Raw genomic sequence first — 16,063 nt, 5'->3', positions numbered from 1 at the left:
GGTCAGTCTGCGCTACGGCTTTTCCGCAAGGATCGCCTCAGCGGTTTTCTCGTCGGTGATCAGCACATCGACGACGCCGAGACGCAGCACGGCACGCAGCACCGGAACCTTGTCGAGGCCGCCGGAGGGCAGGATCACAGTGTCGACGTCGCGCAGATGTTCGGGGGCGAGGCCGATGACACGGCTGTTTAGCGGGTGATCGACGAGTTGTCCGTCGGCGCCGATCCAGTGGCCGCAAATATCGCCGACGGCTCCGGCTTTTTGGAGCGATCTGAGATCATCGTCTCCTACCAGTCCGATCCGAAAGATGGTGGCGTCCTTGTGCACCGCGCCCACCGAAACGAAAGCGGCGTCAACGTCGCGGGCATGGGTGAAGGCGTCTTCCAGAATGGACTGGCGCATAAGCAGATCGCGCGTGGCCTCCGTATCCGTGAACACCGGTGCTGCGATGTAGTAGCATTCCGCGTCGAAAAGCGCCGCGAGCCGCGAGGCGATTTCATAGATGTTGATCGCCGATCCACGCGTGAGCCCGCCAAGCAGGGAAACGACCGACATCCCTTTGACGGGGCGTACGGTCACTGAGCGCAGACTAAGCTGGAGCGTCCGTCCCCATCCCACGCCCACCGATATCCCGTCACGGATTCTATGCGACAGGGCTTCACCGGCAGCGGCTGCGATCACCTGTGGCACCAGGGCGGGATCGGGCGGTGTCGGAACCACGATTGGGTCGGAAACGCCATAGGCGTCCCGCAGCCGGTGCTCCAACTCGATGCAGTTCGCCACCTTGGAATTGATGCGAATCTGAACGATCCCGCGCTGACGGGCATGCGCCAGCATCCGGTTGACGCGAAGGCGTGTCAGGCCAAGAGACTTGGCGATTTGTGCTTGCGTCAGGTCACCGACATAAGCAAGCCAGGCGGCGCGTACGAGCAGCCCTTCCTCGCGATCGGCCGTGACGGAACTCGTTACGGCTTGGCGGCCATCGCGTTTCTTTCGCGCTGGTTTCTCCATCAGATCATCCTGTCCACTCCGCGGCAGCGGGTCCAGAGCGGCTCGGCGGAGCCATGTGCTCATCGATATGAGGCATCAATCGAGTTTCCCGGCTCCGCTAGCCTCGATGATAGCGGTCGAAGGACAAAACCAGCGGAGCATCATGGCAAATTGCGTCGATGATGGCGCTCGTCAGCGGCAGGCGATCGTGGGGAAGTACACCCCGGGCCATCATATTCTTCAAAGTCGGACCAAGGTCCAGCGCCAGTTGCGCGCCCTCGACCGTGTCTGAACTCATATGTTCGCGCTTCGCCACGGAATAGGGCAGGCCGCGGCCGAGCAGGCGCCCCATGCGACCGTTACGGCCCGCCTGGCAGGTCACGTAAAGATCGCCGGAGCCGGCCAGCCCCAGCACTGTTTCGACCTTTCCACCCAGGGCTTCGACCAGAATCGCCATCTCGGCGAGGGACTGCGAGAATAGCGACGAGGCAAGATTGTGCATCAGTGCGCCATTGGGCGCCTTGCCGTCGCGCTCGAGCAGCCCGACGGGAGCCCCAACGGCGAGTGTGTAGAAATTCTTGAAAGCGGCGCAGATCTCGACCCCAACGAGATCGGGTGACGATCGCGCATGATAGAAAGGCGCGCGCAGAATGCGGGACGCCGCGGCGACCTGGTCGGGATCATGCCCGGCCATGATCACAGAGGTGTCGCGCTGCGCCGCCAGTTCGCCGGCAATGCACGGTCCGCCGACGGCCATCACCGGGACCGACAAGCCGGTGCGTTGCTCGATCTCGCGGGCAAGCAGATGTGGCAGGATTTCCACGCCTTCGTCGCTTGCTGCAAGCCCTTTCGTAATCATCAGTATCGGCACGGGCGACTTGATGCTTTCTGCAATGCGGTCGATCGCCCAAGGAATGCCGGCCGACGAGACGCCGAGTACAAGCAGATCGGGTCCATCGTTCATCGCCGCAGCGAATTCGGTCCAGGAACAGGCGGTTACCACATCAGGCAGAGCGATGTTGAGGCGTGGGTGATGACTTGTGCTGGCCACCGAGCCGACGATCTCCTCATCGAGATGGGTCCCGACAAGAGTGATGCGGTTACCAGCGTGAGCGGCCGGAAGCGTCATGGCAGAGCCCATGACGCCGGCGCCGAGGATGATGATCCGCGCCATTCAGCTTCTTCCCTTGTCCAGCCGCTCGCCGCTACCTTGGTCGAACAGGTGGATTCGCTCAGGCGCCGGCTCCAGATGGATCACAGCTCCAGGAGAGAGCTCCATGCGGTCGTGCAGCACCGAGCAGATTGCGGTGTTGCCCATGCTGGCAAAGATGTGAATTTCGGGGCCAGTCGGCTCGACAACCGTAATCCTCGCCGGAATGCCGCGCCCGTCGGCCACTGGTCGAAGATGTTCGGGGCGAATGCCGTAGATCACCTTTTGGCCGGGCCGGACCGCAGCCCCTGGCGGCAGCGGGAGGGATAGCTCGTCGGTCCGCACCACCCAGGCGTCGCGCTCGGAAGCCACCTCGCCATGGAACATGTTCATTGCGGGCGAGCCGATGAAGGAGGCGACGAAGAGGTTTGCCGGGCGATCGTAGACATCGAGCGGGCGCCCGATCTGCTCGATATGGCCGTCGCGCATAATGACGATGACATCGGCCATGGTCATGGCCTCGATCTGGTCATGCGTGACATAGACGGTGGTGGTCTTCAGCCGCTGGTGGAGCTCCTTGATTTCGGTGCGCATCTGCACCCGCAGCTTGGCATCGAGATTGGACAGCGGCTCGTCGAACAGGAACACAGTTGGGTCCCGCACGATGGCGCGACCCATGGCGACGCGCTGCCGCTGGCCGCCCGAAAGCTGGCGGGGATACCGTTCCAGATAGGGTGTCAGGTTGAGGATCGATGCCGCCCACCCGACCTTCTGTTTGATTTCTTCGTTGGGGCGCTTCTTCAACTGCATGGAAAAGGCCATGTTGTCGAAGACGGTCATGTGCGCGTAAAGCGCGTAATTCTGGAAGACCATCGCGATATTGCGGTCTTTGGGATGGAGCATGTTGACGACCCTGTCGCCTATGGCGATCTCACCGGACGTGATGGGCTCGAGACCGGCTATCATGCGCAACAGAGTGGACTTGCCGCAGCCGGACGGCCCCAGCAGAACGACGAACTGGCCATCCTCGATCGAGAGATCGAGTCCATCGATAATCGAGAGGGCGCCATAGTCCTTCTTTATGTTGCTGATGGTGACAGACGCCATAAATTGCTACCCTTCGATTGCCCTTGCCGGTTGGATCTCATTTTCGCCATGCAAGCGATTGGCGATCGGATGCGCTCTCACCATTCGCTCTCCAGAAACTCTTCCAAGAGTCCCGCATCGGCGGCCAGGTTGACAAAGGACCATCGGCCGCGGATTTCTCGCGAATAGCGAATGGCGTCGTGCCAAAGCGCGCGCGGCAGGTCTAGTTCCGCGCCGGTGACCGGCCCTCCCGCAGCCTTGAGGGCTGCCTCCATGCGGGCGACCGGCATTGCCATGGGCCGAACCTCCTGGCGCAGCGCCGGCCAGATTTCCGCAAGCCTGCGGTTGAAGATTTCCGACTGGCTGGCGTCGAGTGCCGTCTTCTTCATCTCGGCAATGCAAAGTGGTCCAAGTTGCGCGCCATAACGGGCCAGCATCGCCGCCTCGTCGATGGCGGTCGGCTTCACCTGCGGCGGCTTTTCCATGTCCAGCAGCCGCGCTTGCAGCCGCGCCATGACCAACGAGGCAACCCCGACCTGCTGGCCGTGCGTGGTGCCGGGATGATGGTCTTGCGCGAACATGTCGACCCAATGGGAAATCTGGTGCTCTCCCATGGACCCGGGATGGGAAACGCCGGCAAAGCACACGCCCATCGAGCACAGCGTCAGGACGCGCTGGAGATGCCCGACAGCGGTGACGTCATGCCTGGCAAGGCCAGGCGCATGGGCCAGCATCGGCTCCTCATCGCCCGCCTGCAGCTGGTAGGGCACCTCGGAATAGTAAGTGTCGAACAGCCGATGCGAAGCCCACCAGTCGATCTGGGCCGTGGAGCGGCAGAGGCTGTCGCCAAGCCCGGCGGCGCTGAGCCAGGCGGGCGCTGCGGCCGACACGCCAAGGTCCAGGAAGATGCCCCGGGGCGCGTGTGAGGGCAGCGAGATCTTGAGCCCGGAGGCCAAGGTCACCGACGCTGTCGAGGCGCCGTAGCCATTCATCGAGGCGGCCGTGCCGAAGACGGCATAGGGCCGCTCGTCGAGGAAGGTTGCATGCTTGCAGCTGTCATTGAGGACGCCCGACCCGACGGCCACGACCCCGTCGGCGTGACGCGTCTTCTCCCTGACCACCTGGATCGTCGCCTCATCACAGTCGAGGCCGTCAGGCAGCACGATTTCGTCGATGTCGGCGATGGCACGCAGCGCCTTCGCGACGCGCCTGCCCATCACATCGACGGTGTTGATATCGGAGACCACGGCGATGCGGCTGCCTAGCTTCAGCGGCGCAACGAGATCCGCCTCGCGGCCTTCCGTCGTCTCGAGCAATTCGATCGTCTGGAACGGCAGGACCGCGGCCGCGCCTGTCTTGGGATCTGTCCAGCGTCCAGCTACAACGTCCTCGATCAACGCGTTCCAGTTGGTCGTTTCAGCCATGATCGGCCTCCATGAAGGCCGCGAGGCGCTGGTTCCAGGCTGAAAGCGTTGGCCAAAGATCGGCATGGATCGCAAGAAGTTCGGCGTAGAGCGCGGCCCGTTTCGTGTCCGGTTCGAAGGTTTTGGCCGGCTCGCTGGCCATTGCCAGCGACGCTTCGGCGATGGTGGAAAACCAGCCCACCCCCTTTGCCGCCGCCATCGCCGCGCCAAGCGAGGAGGCTTCGACGGTCGTCGAACGTTTTACGGGACGGCCGAGTGCATCCGCCAGAATCTGCATCCACAGGTCGGACTTCGCTCCTCCGCCGATGGCTATGAACTGGTCGATAGTCTGGGCGGCAGCCGCAGCCGCCCGCTGACTTGTCGCGGCCTGATGCAGTGCTATGCCTTCCAGCACGGCGCGATAGATGTCGCCGCGGCGGCTCGAGCCCGAAAGCCCGGCAATCACACCACGGGCCGCACTGTCCCAGTGTGGGTCCATGACGCCCTGCCAGTAGGGCAGGAGCATTATGCCGCCTGCGCCGATCGGGCTGGCAGCGGCTTCGGCCTCGAGCGCCTCCAGGGCATCGCTTGCGCCATGCAGATCGACGCCAAGCATCTCGCGCGCCATCCAGTCGACAAGAAAAGTGCCGGCGCGAAGGCACGTCTCGTAGATATAGCCATTGTCAGCGACCGCCGTTTCGGTGCGGAAGGCCTGGTCGTGGACGTAGTCCGTGCCGAAGCTGCCGGAGACGACCGCCGTGCCGAGGTTGATGTAAGCGCATCGCGGCTGCAACACACCAGCGCCCGTGCCGGCGCATTGACCGTCGCCGCCGCCGGCGACGATCGGCGTGCCCTCGCGCAGGCCCGTCGAAATGGCCGCTTGCGACGTCAGTTGGCCCAGAACGGTGCCGGGCCGCGCCACTTCTGGCATCATGCGCCGGGCGACGCCCGCCGCCTCCAGTATATCGTTCGACCAGTCCATAGCCCGCATATCGAGTATGCCCATCGGGTCGGCGGATGCGGTGGACGTCACCCACCGGCCGCTCAAGCGAAAGACCAGATAGCCGTGGACTTCGGCCATCCGCTCCACGCGGGCAAAAATCTCGGGCTCTTGCTCGCGGAACCAGATCATGCGGTAAAGGCAAGGAATGACGTCCAGCGGCTTGCCGGATATTGCGTGGACGCGTGCCGCGCCGAAACTCTCGCCGAAGCGGCGTGCTTTGCCACGGGCGCGCTCATCGAGCCAGAGCGTTGCCGGCCCGACCGCCTGGCCTTGCTCGTCGAAAAGGCCGAAGCTTTCGCGTTGGTTGGCAATCGCAAGGGCGGCAATGCGTGCCGGCGAAACCGTTGACGTCACGGCGCGCAGCGCTGCGACCGTCGAGGTCCACCACTCGGCCGGATCCTGCTCGAAATACCCCGAACGCGGTTTGGACATTGCAAGCGGTGCACGACCTTCGGCCACGGCCAGACCATTGCGGTCCCAGGCGATCGCCTTGGTTGCCGAGGTCGAGGAATCAATACCGATGACGAGATCAGGAACCATTGCCGCCACGTTGCCAAACGGCGAGGGCGGCCGAAGCCGCCTTCGCCCAAATCACCGACTAGCCGCTAAAGACCGGCGTCCTTGACTTTGCCGTCGACAATGCCGGCAATGGCATCGAGGCACGCCTTGGCATCGCCGCCATAGTCTTGGCCCGTAAGCAACTTGCCGAGCTCAACCGGAATGTCGTTGTTCGACAGATCCGCCCAGATCGGCATGTCCGGCTCCGATCCCATCTGATTGTCGATCGTGTATTTGATCGCGTCGAAATGGCGTGTCGTTCCGGGGCCGACAACAGCCTTCGCCTTGACCCGAGGATCTGTAAAAGAGGAATTGCGCATCGGCGAGGCGCCGCCGCCGAGCGTCGATACCCGCGCCATGACATCCTTCGAGCAGACCCACTGCATGAACAGCCATGCCGCTTCCTTGTTCTTGGAATATTGCGACAGCGAGATCGTCGAGCCGCCCTGGTGGCCGACGGCCGGGATTTCGTTGAAGCCGCAATCGGCAGCGGCGCGACGACCAGGAACTTCCTTGGGCGCGGGCAGGGCCTCGAACAGGCCTTTGACCTTGGAATCCTTGGCATCGAAGCCGGGGAAATCTTCGCCCCAGGTGATTGCCATGGCGGCTTGTCCCTGTGTCAGGGCCTGTCCTTGGCCGTCCCAGGTCCAAGTCGTCGCCGACGGCGGCGAGTTCTTGACCAGCTCCTGATAGAATTTGAGCCCGGCCACGCCGCGCTCGTCATTGCCGACAAACTTCTTGTCCTTGTTGAAGACAGAACCGCCATGGCCCCACAATGCGAAGGTCCAGTCGCATTCCAGCGAATAGTGGCCGGACTTCGCCTGGCACGCGGTGCCGAAGATGCCGTTGCTCTTTTCTGCCTCTGTGAGCGCCTGGACGGCCTTGAGGTAGGCGTCGAGGTCTGTCGGCAGGGCAATGTTGTGTTTGTCGAAGAGATCCTTGCGGTACATCAGGATGAAGATCGGAATATCGAATGGAATTCCGCACTGCTTGCCGTTGTACATGGCGATGCCCTCGACCAGCGGCTTGGAGAAATCGTCCCAGTCGAAGTTGGGCATCGCCAGTTCTTTGTTCTGGTCGTAATACTCGCGCGGATCGACGACATCCTGGGCAAATGTCGCCATCCAGGACTGGTCGAGATAGTAGACGTCGTAGGTGCCAAGCTGGCCCTGTACGTCTTGCGTCGCCTTGGCGAGAACCTGCTCCAGCGGCACGATCTCGACTTCAACCTCAATGCCCGTTGCCTTGGTGAATTCACCCGCGACAAGCTGGTTGGCAACAATCGTTGGCGGCGTCGCTTCCGAAGTGTAGCGGATTTTGGTGCCGGCATATGGTTTGCCGACGTCGGCCAGCCACTTCAGCATATCGGCGTCCTGGGCGCGGGCTTCTTCAACCCCGAGGCCCAGCATCCCCCGATTGGTGCGGCCACCACCTAGCATGGCCGATCCGAAGGCGGAAAAGCCGACACCGGCGAGCGCCATCTTCCTCATGAAGTCGCGTTTGGTTATCCGGCGCGCCGTAAAGTCATTGCAGGTATCGGCGACGAATGTCTTCTTGTCGTGTTCACTGAAGCTCATGATCGTTCCTCCATTGCGTTTCTGTCGTCGTTCTTCTCGTCTGCGCCTCACTCCTTCAGCGATCCGAGGGTGAGGCCGCGGACCAGATGCCGTTGAACCAGCAGGATAAAGATGAAGCTGGGTATGATCGCGGACGTGCCGAGCGCTGTGATGTAGCCCCACTCGGTCGCGGTCGAGGTGACAAAGGTCGAGATCTTCACCGGCACAGTGCGGATCGACGTTGTCAGGAACAGTGAGAGCAGGAACTCGGTCCACGAAAAGATGAAACACAGCACCGCCGTCGCAGCGATGCCGCCCTTGACCATGGGAAGGACCACGCGTCGGAACGTCTGCCAGCGCGTCGCGCCGTCAATAAGCGCCGCCTCGTCAACCTCGCGCGGAACATCGTCGAAGAACGACTTCAAAAGCAGAACCGCCAGCGGCAGGTTGATCAAACTGTGAACGAGGACGAGGCCCGTATAGGTATCGCGCAAGCCGAGATCGCGGAACATGAAAACGATCGGAATGACGATCGCGATTGGCGGCATGAAGCGCTGCGACAGAATCCAGAACAGGAAGGACTGCTGGCCGCTGAACTGCATTCGCGACAGGCAATAGGCGGCCAGCGTGGCCAGCAGCAGCGTCAGCGCAGTCGATCCGACGGCTATGATGGCGCTGTCGAGCAACGACTGGCGCGAATCGTAGGAGCTGGCGCCCCCCTTGATCACCCCGGCCGCCTCGCCGCCCTGTTCCATGCCGATGTCGACGCGTGAGACGCCAAGCAACGTCACGCGGTAATTGTCCGGCGTCGGCGTGAAACCGGTGTAGACCGGTCCGCTGCGGTCGAAGATCGCCGAATAGGGTTTGATAGACGACAGGGCCCACCACGCGATGGGGAACATGAAGATCGCCACCACCAGGACGGCGAGCACGTCGCGGGCGATCGTTTGGGCGCGCGACGACTCCATCAGAACCTCACCTTGAACAGCCTGACGAAGAGGTTCGACACGACGATCAAGACGACGAGCACGATCAGCGACAGGGTTGCGGCATAGGGGAAGTCTCCGGTGAAGTAGATACGGCCAGCGTAGAACGAAAGCGTCTCGGTGGCCGTGCCTGGCCCGCCGGCGGTGATGATGTAGACGTAGTCGTAGATGCGAAAGAGATCGACGCCGCGGATCAGCACCGCGACCGCTATCACCTTGCGCAGCATCGGCAATGTGAGCCGCAAGAACGTCTGGATGCCGTTGGCACCGTCGATCGCGGCTGCCTCGAAAGGTTCCTTCGGCAGCGCCCTGAGCCCTGCCAGGATGATGAGCACCATGAACGGCGTCCATTGCCATATGTCCGCCAGCAGGATCGCCGCCAATGCGGTTCCGGGCTGCGTCAGGATCGGCTGTGCCGGCGAGATCAGGTCGAGGGCATACAGGTAGAACGACAGGACGCCGAAAGAGCCGTCCTGCATCAGCAGGAACATCATTCCGGTCACCGCAGGCGGCACCACCAGCGGCAGTGTCATCAGCGCCCGCAGCACCCCGTAACCTTTGCGATCGGTGTCAAGCAGAAGCGCGATGAGGATGCCGAGCGCAAGCTGAACCGCAAGCGCGACGAAGGTATAGATCAGCGTGGTTTCCAGCGAATGCCACATACGCGCATCCGAGAAGGCGCGCGTCCATTGGTGGAGCCCGGCGAAGTCGAGCTGCCGGGAGACGACATTGCGTTTGTGAAGCGACAGCCAGACCGAATAGGCGAGGGGATAGATGCCGAAAACGAGAAGCATCACCGTGATCGGCGCGAGCCAGGGGAAAGGATGCTCGGCCGTCATGAACCGGGGAAGGGCCCATCTGGGCGCTTCGCGGGTCACGGTCACCGTGCTCACGCGCAAATCTCCGCTCGGTCACACAGACGCATCGGCCTTCTCCCTATCGGCCAGATTGTGCCAACTTGAACTTTTGTAAGTTTGTTGTGCCTTTTGTTAAGAACGTGTCGGACGGCCGCCGAATTGTCAAGTCGGTTCCGTCAGCGCTCAAGGGATTTGCTCGTGGTCCCAGAGGATGCCGTGATCGCCGGGTATGGAGTCGTTTTGGAGGAAACGCCGCCGGCAAATGCCGTGCACCAGCCTCAACCGCGCTCAGGGCCGCCGCCAATTTTGGCTGCAACATCCTTGGCCCTCGAACTGCGCAATTAGCGCTAAGATGCGATAAACTGCGCAGTTACAATAAGACCCTTTTTCTTACGAATTTACAAATGCTTAACCCTGATGCCGTTTCGAGCTTAGTTGTCCGCGGACAACTCACCGACGCCCTTCCGGTTCCTGGCCCGCATGGCAGACCCGATCAAGTTTGACGTGCCCGGCATCTTCCGTCTCGGCGTGGTCGATATCCGCCGGCCGAAGTCGATCCGCTATCTCGACGGCATCTAAGGAGGCGATGATGAAACACCAACAACCAGGCAGGCCCGCGGTATCAACACCACCAGCGGTCCGGTTTTCCTCGATCCGGCCAGACCGCCGATGTCGACGTGAGCGCAGCCGAAGTGGAAGTTGCCAAGGCAACCGGCTGGTTCCCCTTTGCCGGTAAGAATTCGTCCCAATCCGACGAATTCCTCCAAGGCAAGGGCACCGACACGGAACGCGAGGACCTCACCAAGCAGGCGAATCAGCTCGGCATCGACCATGGCAAGAACGTCCCGACCGACAAGCTTAAGGAACTCGTTGACGCGAAGTTGCGCGGCCGCTGATCGATTGCTATCCGCCGGAGGGCCGCGAGACCTATCAGCGCTCCATCACCATCCCGCTGGCGACCGCGCTCGGCCGGGCGCATTAAGAGGCGCGCTTCACCTACACCTGCGTGCAGAAGCTGGCCTTCCCGATCGAGGTGACCGCGCCGACCGTCTATTTCGACATCGTTCCGGCGCCGGCAACGCTGACGCCGCTGACCCCGGAAGCGCCTTAGCAACCCGCGCCCGGCGGTTCCGGGCAATCTCTCAAATAGCAACTCGAAAGGAACGGCCAGGACAGTCACCGTCAAAATCCTTGTGGGCGGCAACTACCGTGCCACAATCAAGCCCACCATCGACGGTGCCGAAGGCAGCGTTCAGATCGGCCCTAAAGAAGAAAAGCCGGTCTGATATTTCTGAGAGTGATTAGAAATGGTAGTTCAGACCGACGCGGACAATTTGCCCATCATTGCTGAACTCGTAGGTCCCAATTCGCCCTTGCGGGCCACCGACGCGGTAAAGAGCTTGATATCAAACATTCTTTTTGGTTCAGACTCGTGGGACATTCAGACTCGTGGGACATGACCCACACGACGCGCTACCGTGTGTCTCGCCATCACGCCACCGCCATCCGACTTTGAGAAAGATCAGGTAGACCGGTCGAAACGGCCCGATTTGCGAAGCTTCGCAAGCAAGCTCTCTGCCGCGCCGTGGTAGTTGGCAGAGGCCTGCTCGGCCATCGGCAGCGAACTCCACACGGTTAGTTCGGCCACCAGAAAGTCGTTGTCTGCGTCCACCGGCGCGGATCTAAGTTGTCCGTTTTTATCCATCATGATTGCTACCACGGTGTCGTTTGCGCCGTACCCAATCGCCGCCATCCTCTGAATGCGAGAATCGCCGTCCACGCGAACGTCGAACAAGACGGATCCGCCAGTTTTCTCCGCGATGTCATCCACTCGGTCGGAAAACGCCCGATTCATACCGCCTGTATTGGCAAGTGATTGCTCCAGCAAAACCAGTTCAACATACTCCGCCTTCATGCCGTGACTATGGGCGCACAGGCCCAATCGGCAATCCTACCCGCATCTTTTCACACAGGAATCCCAATGACATCCTCCAACGCGCCGCGGCGTGCGCGGCGAGATCAAGGTGAGACCGAACCAAGCACGAGACAGATGATATTGGTGATGATTGCGATTTCGACGCTGTTCCAGGTGGCTGCGATCAAGCGGTCGTTCTGCCATAACGAAGCGTACCACTCCGTCGTCCCTGATTGTCCTGACCCAAAAGCTCCTCCCCAGGAAGAAACTAAGCCTTGAGCGGGCGCGTGGGCGGCTGCAGCATCCGCAGACAACCCTCCGATCTCTTTCCGCTTCCTCGCAGGAGCGCCAGCTCCATGTTCGGCGTTTGCGCCGATTGCTGAGGGACGGAGACAAGGAACGCGACTGCCTCTCCGCTCGTTGACCGTCTCGACCCGAGTTGCCGTCATGCCCTCCACCTCCATACGCAAAACGGGGTCTGATCCGGAAAGAAGAATCCTCTCGGTCTGGTTTGTAGCCAGCGCCAAGGCATACCGAGTTTGACAGCGTTCCGCCGGAGACCTTTGCCGCGTTCCGGGTCGCATCCAGGGTCGCTATTTCGACGACACATCGGCAACAACTTCCGGTACCACCTTGTTGCTGCCGGTAGCGACCGGGGGACGACCTGACATTTCGGTGCCGAGTTCGTCCTTTACGCTCCAACCGTCGGTTTGTGGACGCATGGAAGCTCTGGAATACCAGTGGCCCGCCCTGAGCGCGCATCGCGCGGAAATTTGCGGCCTGTTGCGATGCTCCACCAAGCGGCCGGATGTTCAGCGTGTCAGACCGCAGTCCGTGCAGGTGGAATCTATCTTGACCAGACGTTCTCTGGCCTCGGCCAGTCGACGTTGTGCAGACCTAATCCTGTCGCACAGCGCGATGTTAATGCCGACGCCGCAGTCTTTGTCCAGGATTTCGGTCGCACGCTGGAGGGACAGCTCCACTCGTTTCATGCGCTGCCTGGCTTTAGGCAACTCCACGTTCAAAAGATCGACCATCATTCAGGATCCGAGGGGGCCCCTTCGATTGTTAACCGGCCCCGGTCGCATTGGTTCCAGTGGGAATCTGCACAGGGATTGGACGCGAGGACTCGTAAGCCTTGGATTGCCGACCAACTGCGGCCACAAAATCTTGCCATCGATTGCGTGCGGCGGCGCTGGCCAGCCGCAGCTCACTAACGGCGCCACATCGGGCCAAGCGGCGCCGCCGGCGTCTGCGACTAACCCAGCTTGCCGATGCTAGGGCGGCTTGGCAAAAAACTCCGGCATGATATGGACGGTATATTACTCGACCCTAATTAAGCGCCATGTTCCGCTTGCTGCTTAGCTTCGTCTCATTGTTATTTTCCACCACGCTTCTTTATGCGCAAGAGTGGCAGCCCTTCGGCATCAAGCAGTTTGGCTTTGTATTCGATGCGCCCCCCGGCTTTGTTTTAACTCAGCGTTCCGACCAGGGAGCAGCTTTTCAGGGCAAAAACGAGGCCTTTCTTGCTGTTTGGGGCGCAAGGCTCGGAAAGGCCAGTTTCCGCGCCGAAATAGAGCATCGAATTGTCGAGGATGAAAAGGCGGGCTGGAAAGTGACCTATCGGCGCGTTAAGCCGACGTGGGCCAGTTATTCCGGTATCAGGGACGGGCAAATCCGCTACGTACGCGTCATTGCCGTCTGCAATGACGGTGCGGCGCTCTTTATAATGAACTACAGCAGATCCGAAAAAATCGCCTACGATCCCGTCGTCGTGCGAATGGTGCGATCCCTACGGGCGGAAGGCTGCTAAAGCCTGAGACTTTCAGAAATGTGTGTGGACGTTGATCGCGCTGGCCTGCAGCGAAGACTGACATTTAACGGCAACAGCGGTTCTCGGTCGCCCCGTTCCACCGCCGCACCGCCAACGTGAGAGAATCTGCCGTTTTCCGTGGCTCCGCAACGGCGAAACCGAACCAGGCTGGGCGCCTATCCCTCACCGCGACCGCGGCGCAGACGAGGAGATGGGGATGTTACGGTCCTCTGTTTAGGGCCGATGGCCAAAAAGTTTACCAGCTCCCGACCGGAAGCTGGTCGCAGAGGAAGTCCTTCTCTAAATTCCATGGCAATCCTTTGGTTCGCACCTCCAGTGTACGTCAAGACGGAGCACGACGGCTTCCGCTAGGGGTCCACCACGTTCACGCTGCAGCCAAGGAGCTCCTGAAGTGGACCAATCGTGGCCCTGACTGGAACCTCGCGGTGCGCGTTTGCGTGGCTGTTATTGCCGACGAGATGAGCCTGAGGAGTGCCGCAAGGCGCTCCTAGCCGCTGCCATGGAGGAGGGGATGCTTTTTCCTGATTAGCAGGTCGTGTGGCTCTTCGCACAAGCCAAATTCGATCACCGGCTCAGACATCCCTTCCAAACATTTCCACCCCCTCTAATTGTCCCTCGATGGCAACCCATTGGTTCGTCCCTCCGGTGTTCGTGAAGACTGAAACCGGCGACAGGCATGGCTGCAACAATGCGAGGGCAGCCCTTGAGCAGCTCAAGAGGTGGACCCGCAGAGGACCTCGCTGGCACAAGGCGGTGACCCTCTGCCTGTCAGACCTGGAGGGCGATCCGATTGACCCTCAGGTGGTCCGAAAGGCCTTTGAGGCAGCCGCTAAGGAAGCCAAGATGTATCTCTCCCCGTAGGAGGAGAATTTCTCCCAAAGATTCAGTCCTTTATTCAGTACGATTCGAACATTGATTTGTTCGAGAGGTGACCTAAGTGGCCGCTTGGGTTCTCGCTGAGGTGGGAGGCCTCGTATGAACGTTTGGACGGACTGTCGACCCGATAAGGTGACGGCCAAATAGCTTGTTCACGAGCTAATCCTGCAAGCCCCTCGCGGCCAAATCATCTCCGTCAAAGATACTATCGCAGCGGTGCGCCGAGACGGGCCGAATCTGGTGGAAAGTGACTGCGCGTTGGTCGAACTTATTGTCGAGATTGCGCCAGCCGTTGGCCTGTTTGTCGGGTTCGATCTTCGCGAATAGCCGCATGGCTCTCCACTGGTTCAACCCTATAGGATCGTGAGCGGCACGGGGAACTTAGCGAGCTGGTTACGAATCCCCGCTCGGTAGTTCGACCAAACATTCTGGACCCTTTTAGAAACTGCTATTACTGGCGTTATGGCTCTGCGGGTACCGACATGGTTGTTGCCTATGTGGCAGGTCATATTTCGATTGAGGATGTTCAGATGACGCACCGCGTGATGAGCGAGTTGCGGCGCAGACTTGAGGCAGATGAAAATGTCGAAGAGCAGGCCTGGGCCGTCAGTGAGCGGCCGGTCTCAGACTCCATGCCTGACGACGCGCCCGTGATCTCGCGCTTAGGACGTCGGGACCGCTGATGCCACAACAACAAGCAGAGCCGCAGTCGCGACAAACGACGTCGAGGCGAGCAGCAGTCCAATCAGGGTTACGAGACCGTCGCGTTCCATCAATGCGACGGCCAAGACTACCAGTGAGAGCACCGGCAGGATATTCCCGAAGGGAATCAGCAGCGCGATAACGACGGCGAGCAGGAAGATCGGAACGCCGAGCGGGGTCTGCACCGTCGAGCCCGTCAGGATCTGCAGCCGACCGGTGCGCACAACTTTCTCCACCCGGCTGATCATCGGCACCGAATGACGGACTATTAGACCGAACGACACAGGCGAAAACTGGCGCTCTCTGATGATGGCACAACCAGACCCTCCGGCTGCCCGCGACGATCTGGAGCGAGACCCGCGCGAGCCCGCTGCCGAAAACCGTGCCGAACGGCCCCGGGATCGGCGTCAACGCTGGGATGGCTCGGACATCTCACCCACGCAGCCGCTCCTCACGCATCCTCGCCGGCTCTGTTCAGAGCCCGGACAAGGGCGCTGCGCATTGCGGGTCCTGGCTATCCAGAAGCTCCGCCGGCGCGGTACGGCCAATCGCTATATTGATGGCGGTGACCGTCGCCCAGCCGTAGTCGCCGGCGGCGCGCTCGATGAGTGGCGGGTCCTGAGACGTCAGGCAGTTCTGAGACTGGCGAACGATCTCCACGGAAGCTTCGCGCGCTCTCCGACCAACTCAAGGAGGCCAGCGGGGACAGTTTCCAATCGAAATATATCGACATGCAGACCCAGGCGCATAAGGAAGCGGTGGCGCTGTTTTCCGCTTACGCGAATTCTGGCGACGATCCGGCGATGAAGGAGTTTGCCAAGAAGACGCTGCCGGTGCTGCAAATGCACGAACGTCACGTCAAGGACCTCGCTGCCGCCCATCAATGAGAGCGCAGGCAGTTTCGCCGACAGAAGACGCGCCACATCGGGCTGAGTGAAGCGGCTGTCGTCGGGCCACACAGCCGGGAACAAAGCACCGAGAGTGCCGTTATTTATCCGGCTTGTTCGGGAGGACCCAATGAAAGGCGGCATTTGCGGCGCGCCAAGGACAGTAGCGCCGGCCTTCGGCGCCGTCCTGGTCGCCGCTGTCACAGGCTGAAATCGCTTTCCGAACGGGACAGGCTGCCTTCATGCGCTACGGCGAGATA

The 16,063-nt window shown here is 61.0% G+C and carries 17 protein-coding genes and 1 pseudogene; 6 read left to right on the top strand and 12 right to left on the bottom strand.

What is annotated here, in order from left to right; translation table 11 throughout:
- Positions 1–12: 12 nt before the first annotated feature.
- The 8 genes from NKH60_RS25070 to NKH60_RS25035 all read right to left on the bottom strand — a co-directional run bounded on the left by NKH60_RS25070 (position 13) and on the right by NKH60_RS25035 (position 9,625).
- On the bottom strand, positions 13–1,011 hold the full coding sequence (locus tag NKH60_RS25070; RefSeq protein ID WP_352775279.1) for a sugar-binding transcriptional regulator: 999 nt from the start codon (positions 1,009–1,011) through the stop codon (positions 13–15).
- Between the two features lie 97 nt (positions 1,012–1,108).
- Positions 1,109–2,164, bottom strand: coding sequence for a hypothetical protein (locus tag NKH60_RS25065; protein WP_352873693.1), 1,056 nt, complete (start codon positions 2,162–2,164; stop codon positions 1,109–1,111).
- Positions 2,165–3,247, bottom strand: a complete 1,083-nt coding sequence (locus tag NKH60_RS25060; protein WP_352831915.1) for an ABC transporter ATP-binding protein — start codon at positions 3,245–3,247, stop codon at positions 2,165–2,167.
- A 77-nt stretch (positions 3,248–3,324) separates the two neighbouring features.
- Positions 3,325–4,650 carry an iron-containing alcohol dehydrogenase gene (locus NKH60_RS25055; RefSeq protein WP_352873690.1) on the bottom strand — a complete coding sequence of 442 codons (1,326 nt, stop codon included), beginning with the start codon at positions 4,648–4,650 and terminating at the stop codon, positions 3,325–3,327.
- On the bottom strand, positions 4,643–6,172 hold the full coding sequence (locus tag NKH60_RS25050) for a xylulokinase (protein WP_352873688.1): 1,530 nt from the start codon (positions 6,170–6,172) through the stop codon (positions 4,643–4,645). Before NKH60_RS25050 ends, NKH60_RS25055 begins: the two co-directional genes overlap by 8 nt.
- 65 nt (positions 6,173–6,237) lie before the next feature.
- Positions 6,238–7,767: an ABC transporter substrate-binding protein gene (locus NKH60_RS25045; RefSeq protein ID WP_352873687.1), complete on the bottom strand. Its 1,530-nt coding sequence runs from the start codon at positions 7,765–7,767 to the stop codon at positions 6,238–6,240.
- Positions 7,768–7,814: 47 nt separating this feature from the next.
- Positions 7,815–8,714, bottom strand: a complete 900-nt coding sequence (locus NKH60_RS25040) for a carbohydrate ABC transporter permease (RefSeq protein ID WP_352620264.1) — start codon at positions 8,712–8,714, stop codon at positions 7,815–7,817.
- Positions 8,714–9,625 carry a carbohydrate ABC transporter permease gene (locus tag NKH60_RS25035; RefSeq protein ID WP_352474341.1) on the bottom strand — a complete coding sequence of 304 codons (912 nt, stop codon included), beginning with the start codon at positions 9,623–9,625 and terminating at the stop codon, positions 8,714–8,716. Before NKH60_RS25035 ends, NKH60_RS25040 begins: the two co-directional genes overlap by 1 nt.
- A 417-nt stretch (positions 9,626–10,042) precedes the next feature.
- On the opposite strand from NKH60_RS25035, the pseudogene NKH60_RS25030 reads away from it, so the two are divergent.
- Together NKH60_RS25030 and NKH60_RS25025 are read left to right on the top strand one after the other, a co-directional pair.
- Positions 10,043–10,168, top strand: a pseudogene (locus NKH60_RS25030) (major capsid family protein); the annotation flags it as partial.
- Between the two features lie 98 nt (positions 10,169–10,266).
- On the top strand, positions 10,267–10,485 hold the full coding sequence (locus tag NKH60_RS25025; RefSeq protein ID WP_352474340.1) for a hypothetical protein: 219 nt from the start codon (positions 10,267–10,269) through the stop codon (positions 10,483–10,485).
- Positions 10,486–11,111: 626 nt separating this feature from the next.
- Here NKH60_RS25025 and NKH60_RS25020 read toward each other — a convergent pair.
- Both NKH60_RS25020 and NKH60_RS25015 read right to left on the bottom strand, forming a co-directional pair.
- On the bottom strand, positions 11,112–11,504 hold the full coding sequence (locus NKH60_RS25020) for a hypothetical protein (protein ID WP_353016357.1): 393 nt from the start codon (positions 11,502–11,504) through the stop codon (positions 11,112–11,114).
- A gap of 812 nt (positions 11,505–12,316) precedes the next feature.
- The gene (locus tag NKH60_RS25015; RefSeq protein ID WP_352850935.1) at positions 12,317–12,544 is read right to left on the bottom strand and encodes a hypothetical protein; all 228 of its coding nucleotides are present in this window, start codon (positions 12,542–12,544) and stop codon (positions 12,317–12,319) included.
- Positions 12,545–12,849: 305 nt separating this feature from the next.
- Between NKH60_RS25015 and NKH60_RS25010 the strand changes: the two genes are divergently transcribed.
- The 3 genes from NKH60_RS25010 to NKH60_RS25000 all read left to right on the top strand — a co-directional run bounded on the left by NKH60_RS25010 (position 12,850) and on the right by NKH60_RS25000 (position 14,897).
- On the top strand, positions 12,850–13,317 hold the full coding sequence (locus NKH60_RS25010) for a hypothetical protein (RefSeq protein ID WP_352474337.1): 468 nt from the start codon (positions 12,850–12,852) through the stop codon (positions 13,315–13,317).
- Between the two features lie 639 nt (positions 13,318–13,956).
- Complete coding sequence (locus NKH60_RS25005; protein WP_352745827.1) at positions 13,957–14,199, top strand: DUF982 domain-containing protein; 243 nt, start codon at positions 13,957–13,959, stop codon at positions 14,197–14,199.
- A gap of 497 nt (positions 14,200–14,696) precedes the next feature.
- Entirely contained in the window at positions 14,697–14,897 is a 201-nt protein-coding gene (locus tag NKH60_RS25000; protein WP_352850937.1) for a hypothetical protein, read from the top strand.
- Here NKH60_RS25000 and NKH60_RS24995 read toward each other — a convergent pair.
- Positions 14,877–15,164 (bottom strand): exopolysaccharide biosynthesis protein, encoded by a 288-nt coding sequence (locus NKH60_RS24995; RefSeq protein ID WP_502902746.1) that lies wholly within the window; start codon positions 15,162–15,164, stop codon positions 14,877–14,879. The genes NKH60_RS25000 and NKH60_RS24995 overlap by 21 nt on opposite strands.
- Before the next feature lie 226 nt (positions 15,165–15,390).
- Positions 15,391–15,576 carry a hypothetical protein gene (locus NKH60_RS24990; RefSeq protein ID WP_352873740.1) on the bottom strand — a complete coding sequence of 62 codons (186 nt, stop codon included), beginning with the start codon at positions 15,574–15,576 and terminating at the stop codon, positions 15,391–15,393.
- Between NKH60_RS24990 and NKH60_RS24985 the strand changes: the two genes are divergently transcribed.
- On the top strand, positions 15,525–15,803 hold the full coding sequence (locus NKH60_RS24985; protein WP_352873681.1) for a DUF4142 domain-containing protein: 279 nt from the start codon (positions 15,525–15,527) through the stop codon (positions 15,801–15,803). The genes NKH60_RS24990 and NKH60_RS24985 overlap by 52 nt on opposite strands.
- Positions 15,804–16,063: the final 260 nt, after the last annotated feature.

This window comes from Mesorhizobium sp. M1006 (genome assembly GCF_040318825.1).
Lineage (GTDB): Bacteria > Pseudomonadota > Alphaproteobacteria > Rhizobiales > Rhizobiaceae > Mesorhizobium.
This window is presented reverse-complemented; position numbering and strand designations above follow the sequence as displayed.

Excerpts from the sequence above, each read along its gene's own strand:
- NKH60_RS25065 (WP_352873693.1), bottom strand. The coding sequence starts at position 2,164 with ATGGCGCGGATCATCATCCTCGGCGCCGGCGTCATGGGCTCTGCCATG.
- NKH60_RS25050 (WP_352873688.1), bottom strand. The coding sequence starts at position 6,172 with ATGGTTCCTGATCTCGTCATCGGTATTGATTCCTCGACCTCGGCAACC.
- NKH60_RS25005 (WP_352745827.1), top strand. The coding sequence starts at position 13,957 with ATGGCAACCCATTGGTTCGTCCCTCCGGTGTTCGTGAAGACTGAAACC.
- NKH60_RS25060 (WP_352831915.1), bottom strand. The coding sequence starts at position 3,247 with ATGGCGTCTGTCACCATCAGCAACATAAAGAAGGACTATGGCGCCCTC.
- NKH60_RS25055 (WP_352873690.1), bottom strand. The coding sequence starts at position 4,650 with ATGGCTGAAACGACCAACTGGAACGCGTTGATCGAGGACGTTGTAGCT.
- NKH60_RS25015 (WP_352850935.1), bottom strand. The coding sequence starts at position 12,544 with ATGATGGTCGATCTTTTGAACGTGGAGTTGCCTAAAGCCAGGCAGCGC.
- NKH60_RS24995 (WP_502902746.1), bottom strand. The coding sequence starts at position 15,164 with ATGATCAGCCGGGTGGAGAAAGTTGTGCGCACCGGTCGGCTGCAGATC.
- NKH60_RS25040 (WP_352620264.1), bottom strand. The coding sequence starts at position 8,714 with ATGGAGTCGTCGCGCGCCCAAACGATCGCCCGCGACGTGCTCGCCGTC.
- NKH60_RS25070 (WP_352775279.1), bottom strand. The coding sequence starts at position 1,011 with ATGGAGAAACCAGCGCGAAAGAAACGCGATGGCCGCCAAGCCGTAACG.
- NKH60_RS25020 (WP_353016357.1), bottom strand. The coding sequence starts at position 11,504 with ATGAAGGCGGAGTATGTTGAACTGGTTTTGCTGGAGCAATCACTTGCC.
- NKH60_RS25045 (WP_352873687.1), bottom strand. The coding sequence starts at position 7,767 with ATGAGCTTCAGTGAACACGACAAGAAGACATTCGTCGCCGATACCTGC.
- NKH60_RS25000 (WP_352850937.1), top strand. The coding sequence starts at position 14,697 with ATGGTTGTTGCCTATGTGGCAGGTCATATTTCGATTGAGGATGTTCAG.
- NKH60_RS25010 (WP_352474337.1), top strand. The coding sequence starts at position 12,850 with ATGTTCCGCTTGCTGCTTAGCTTCGTCTCATTGTTATTTTCCACCACG.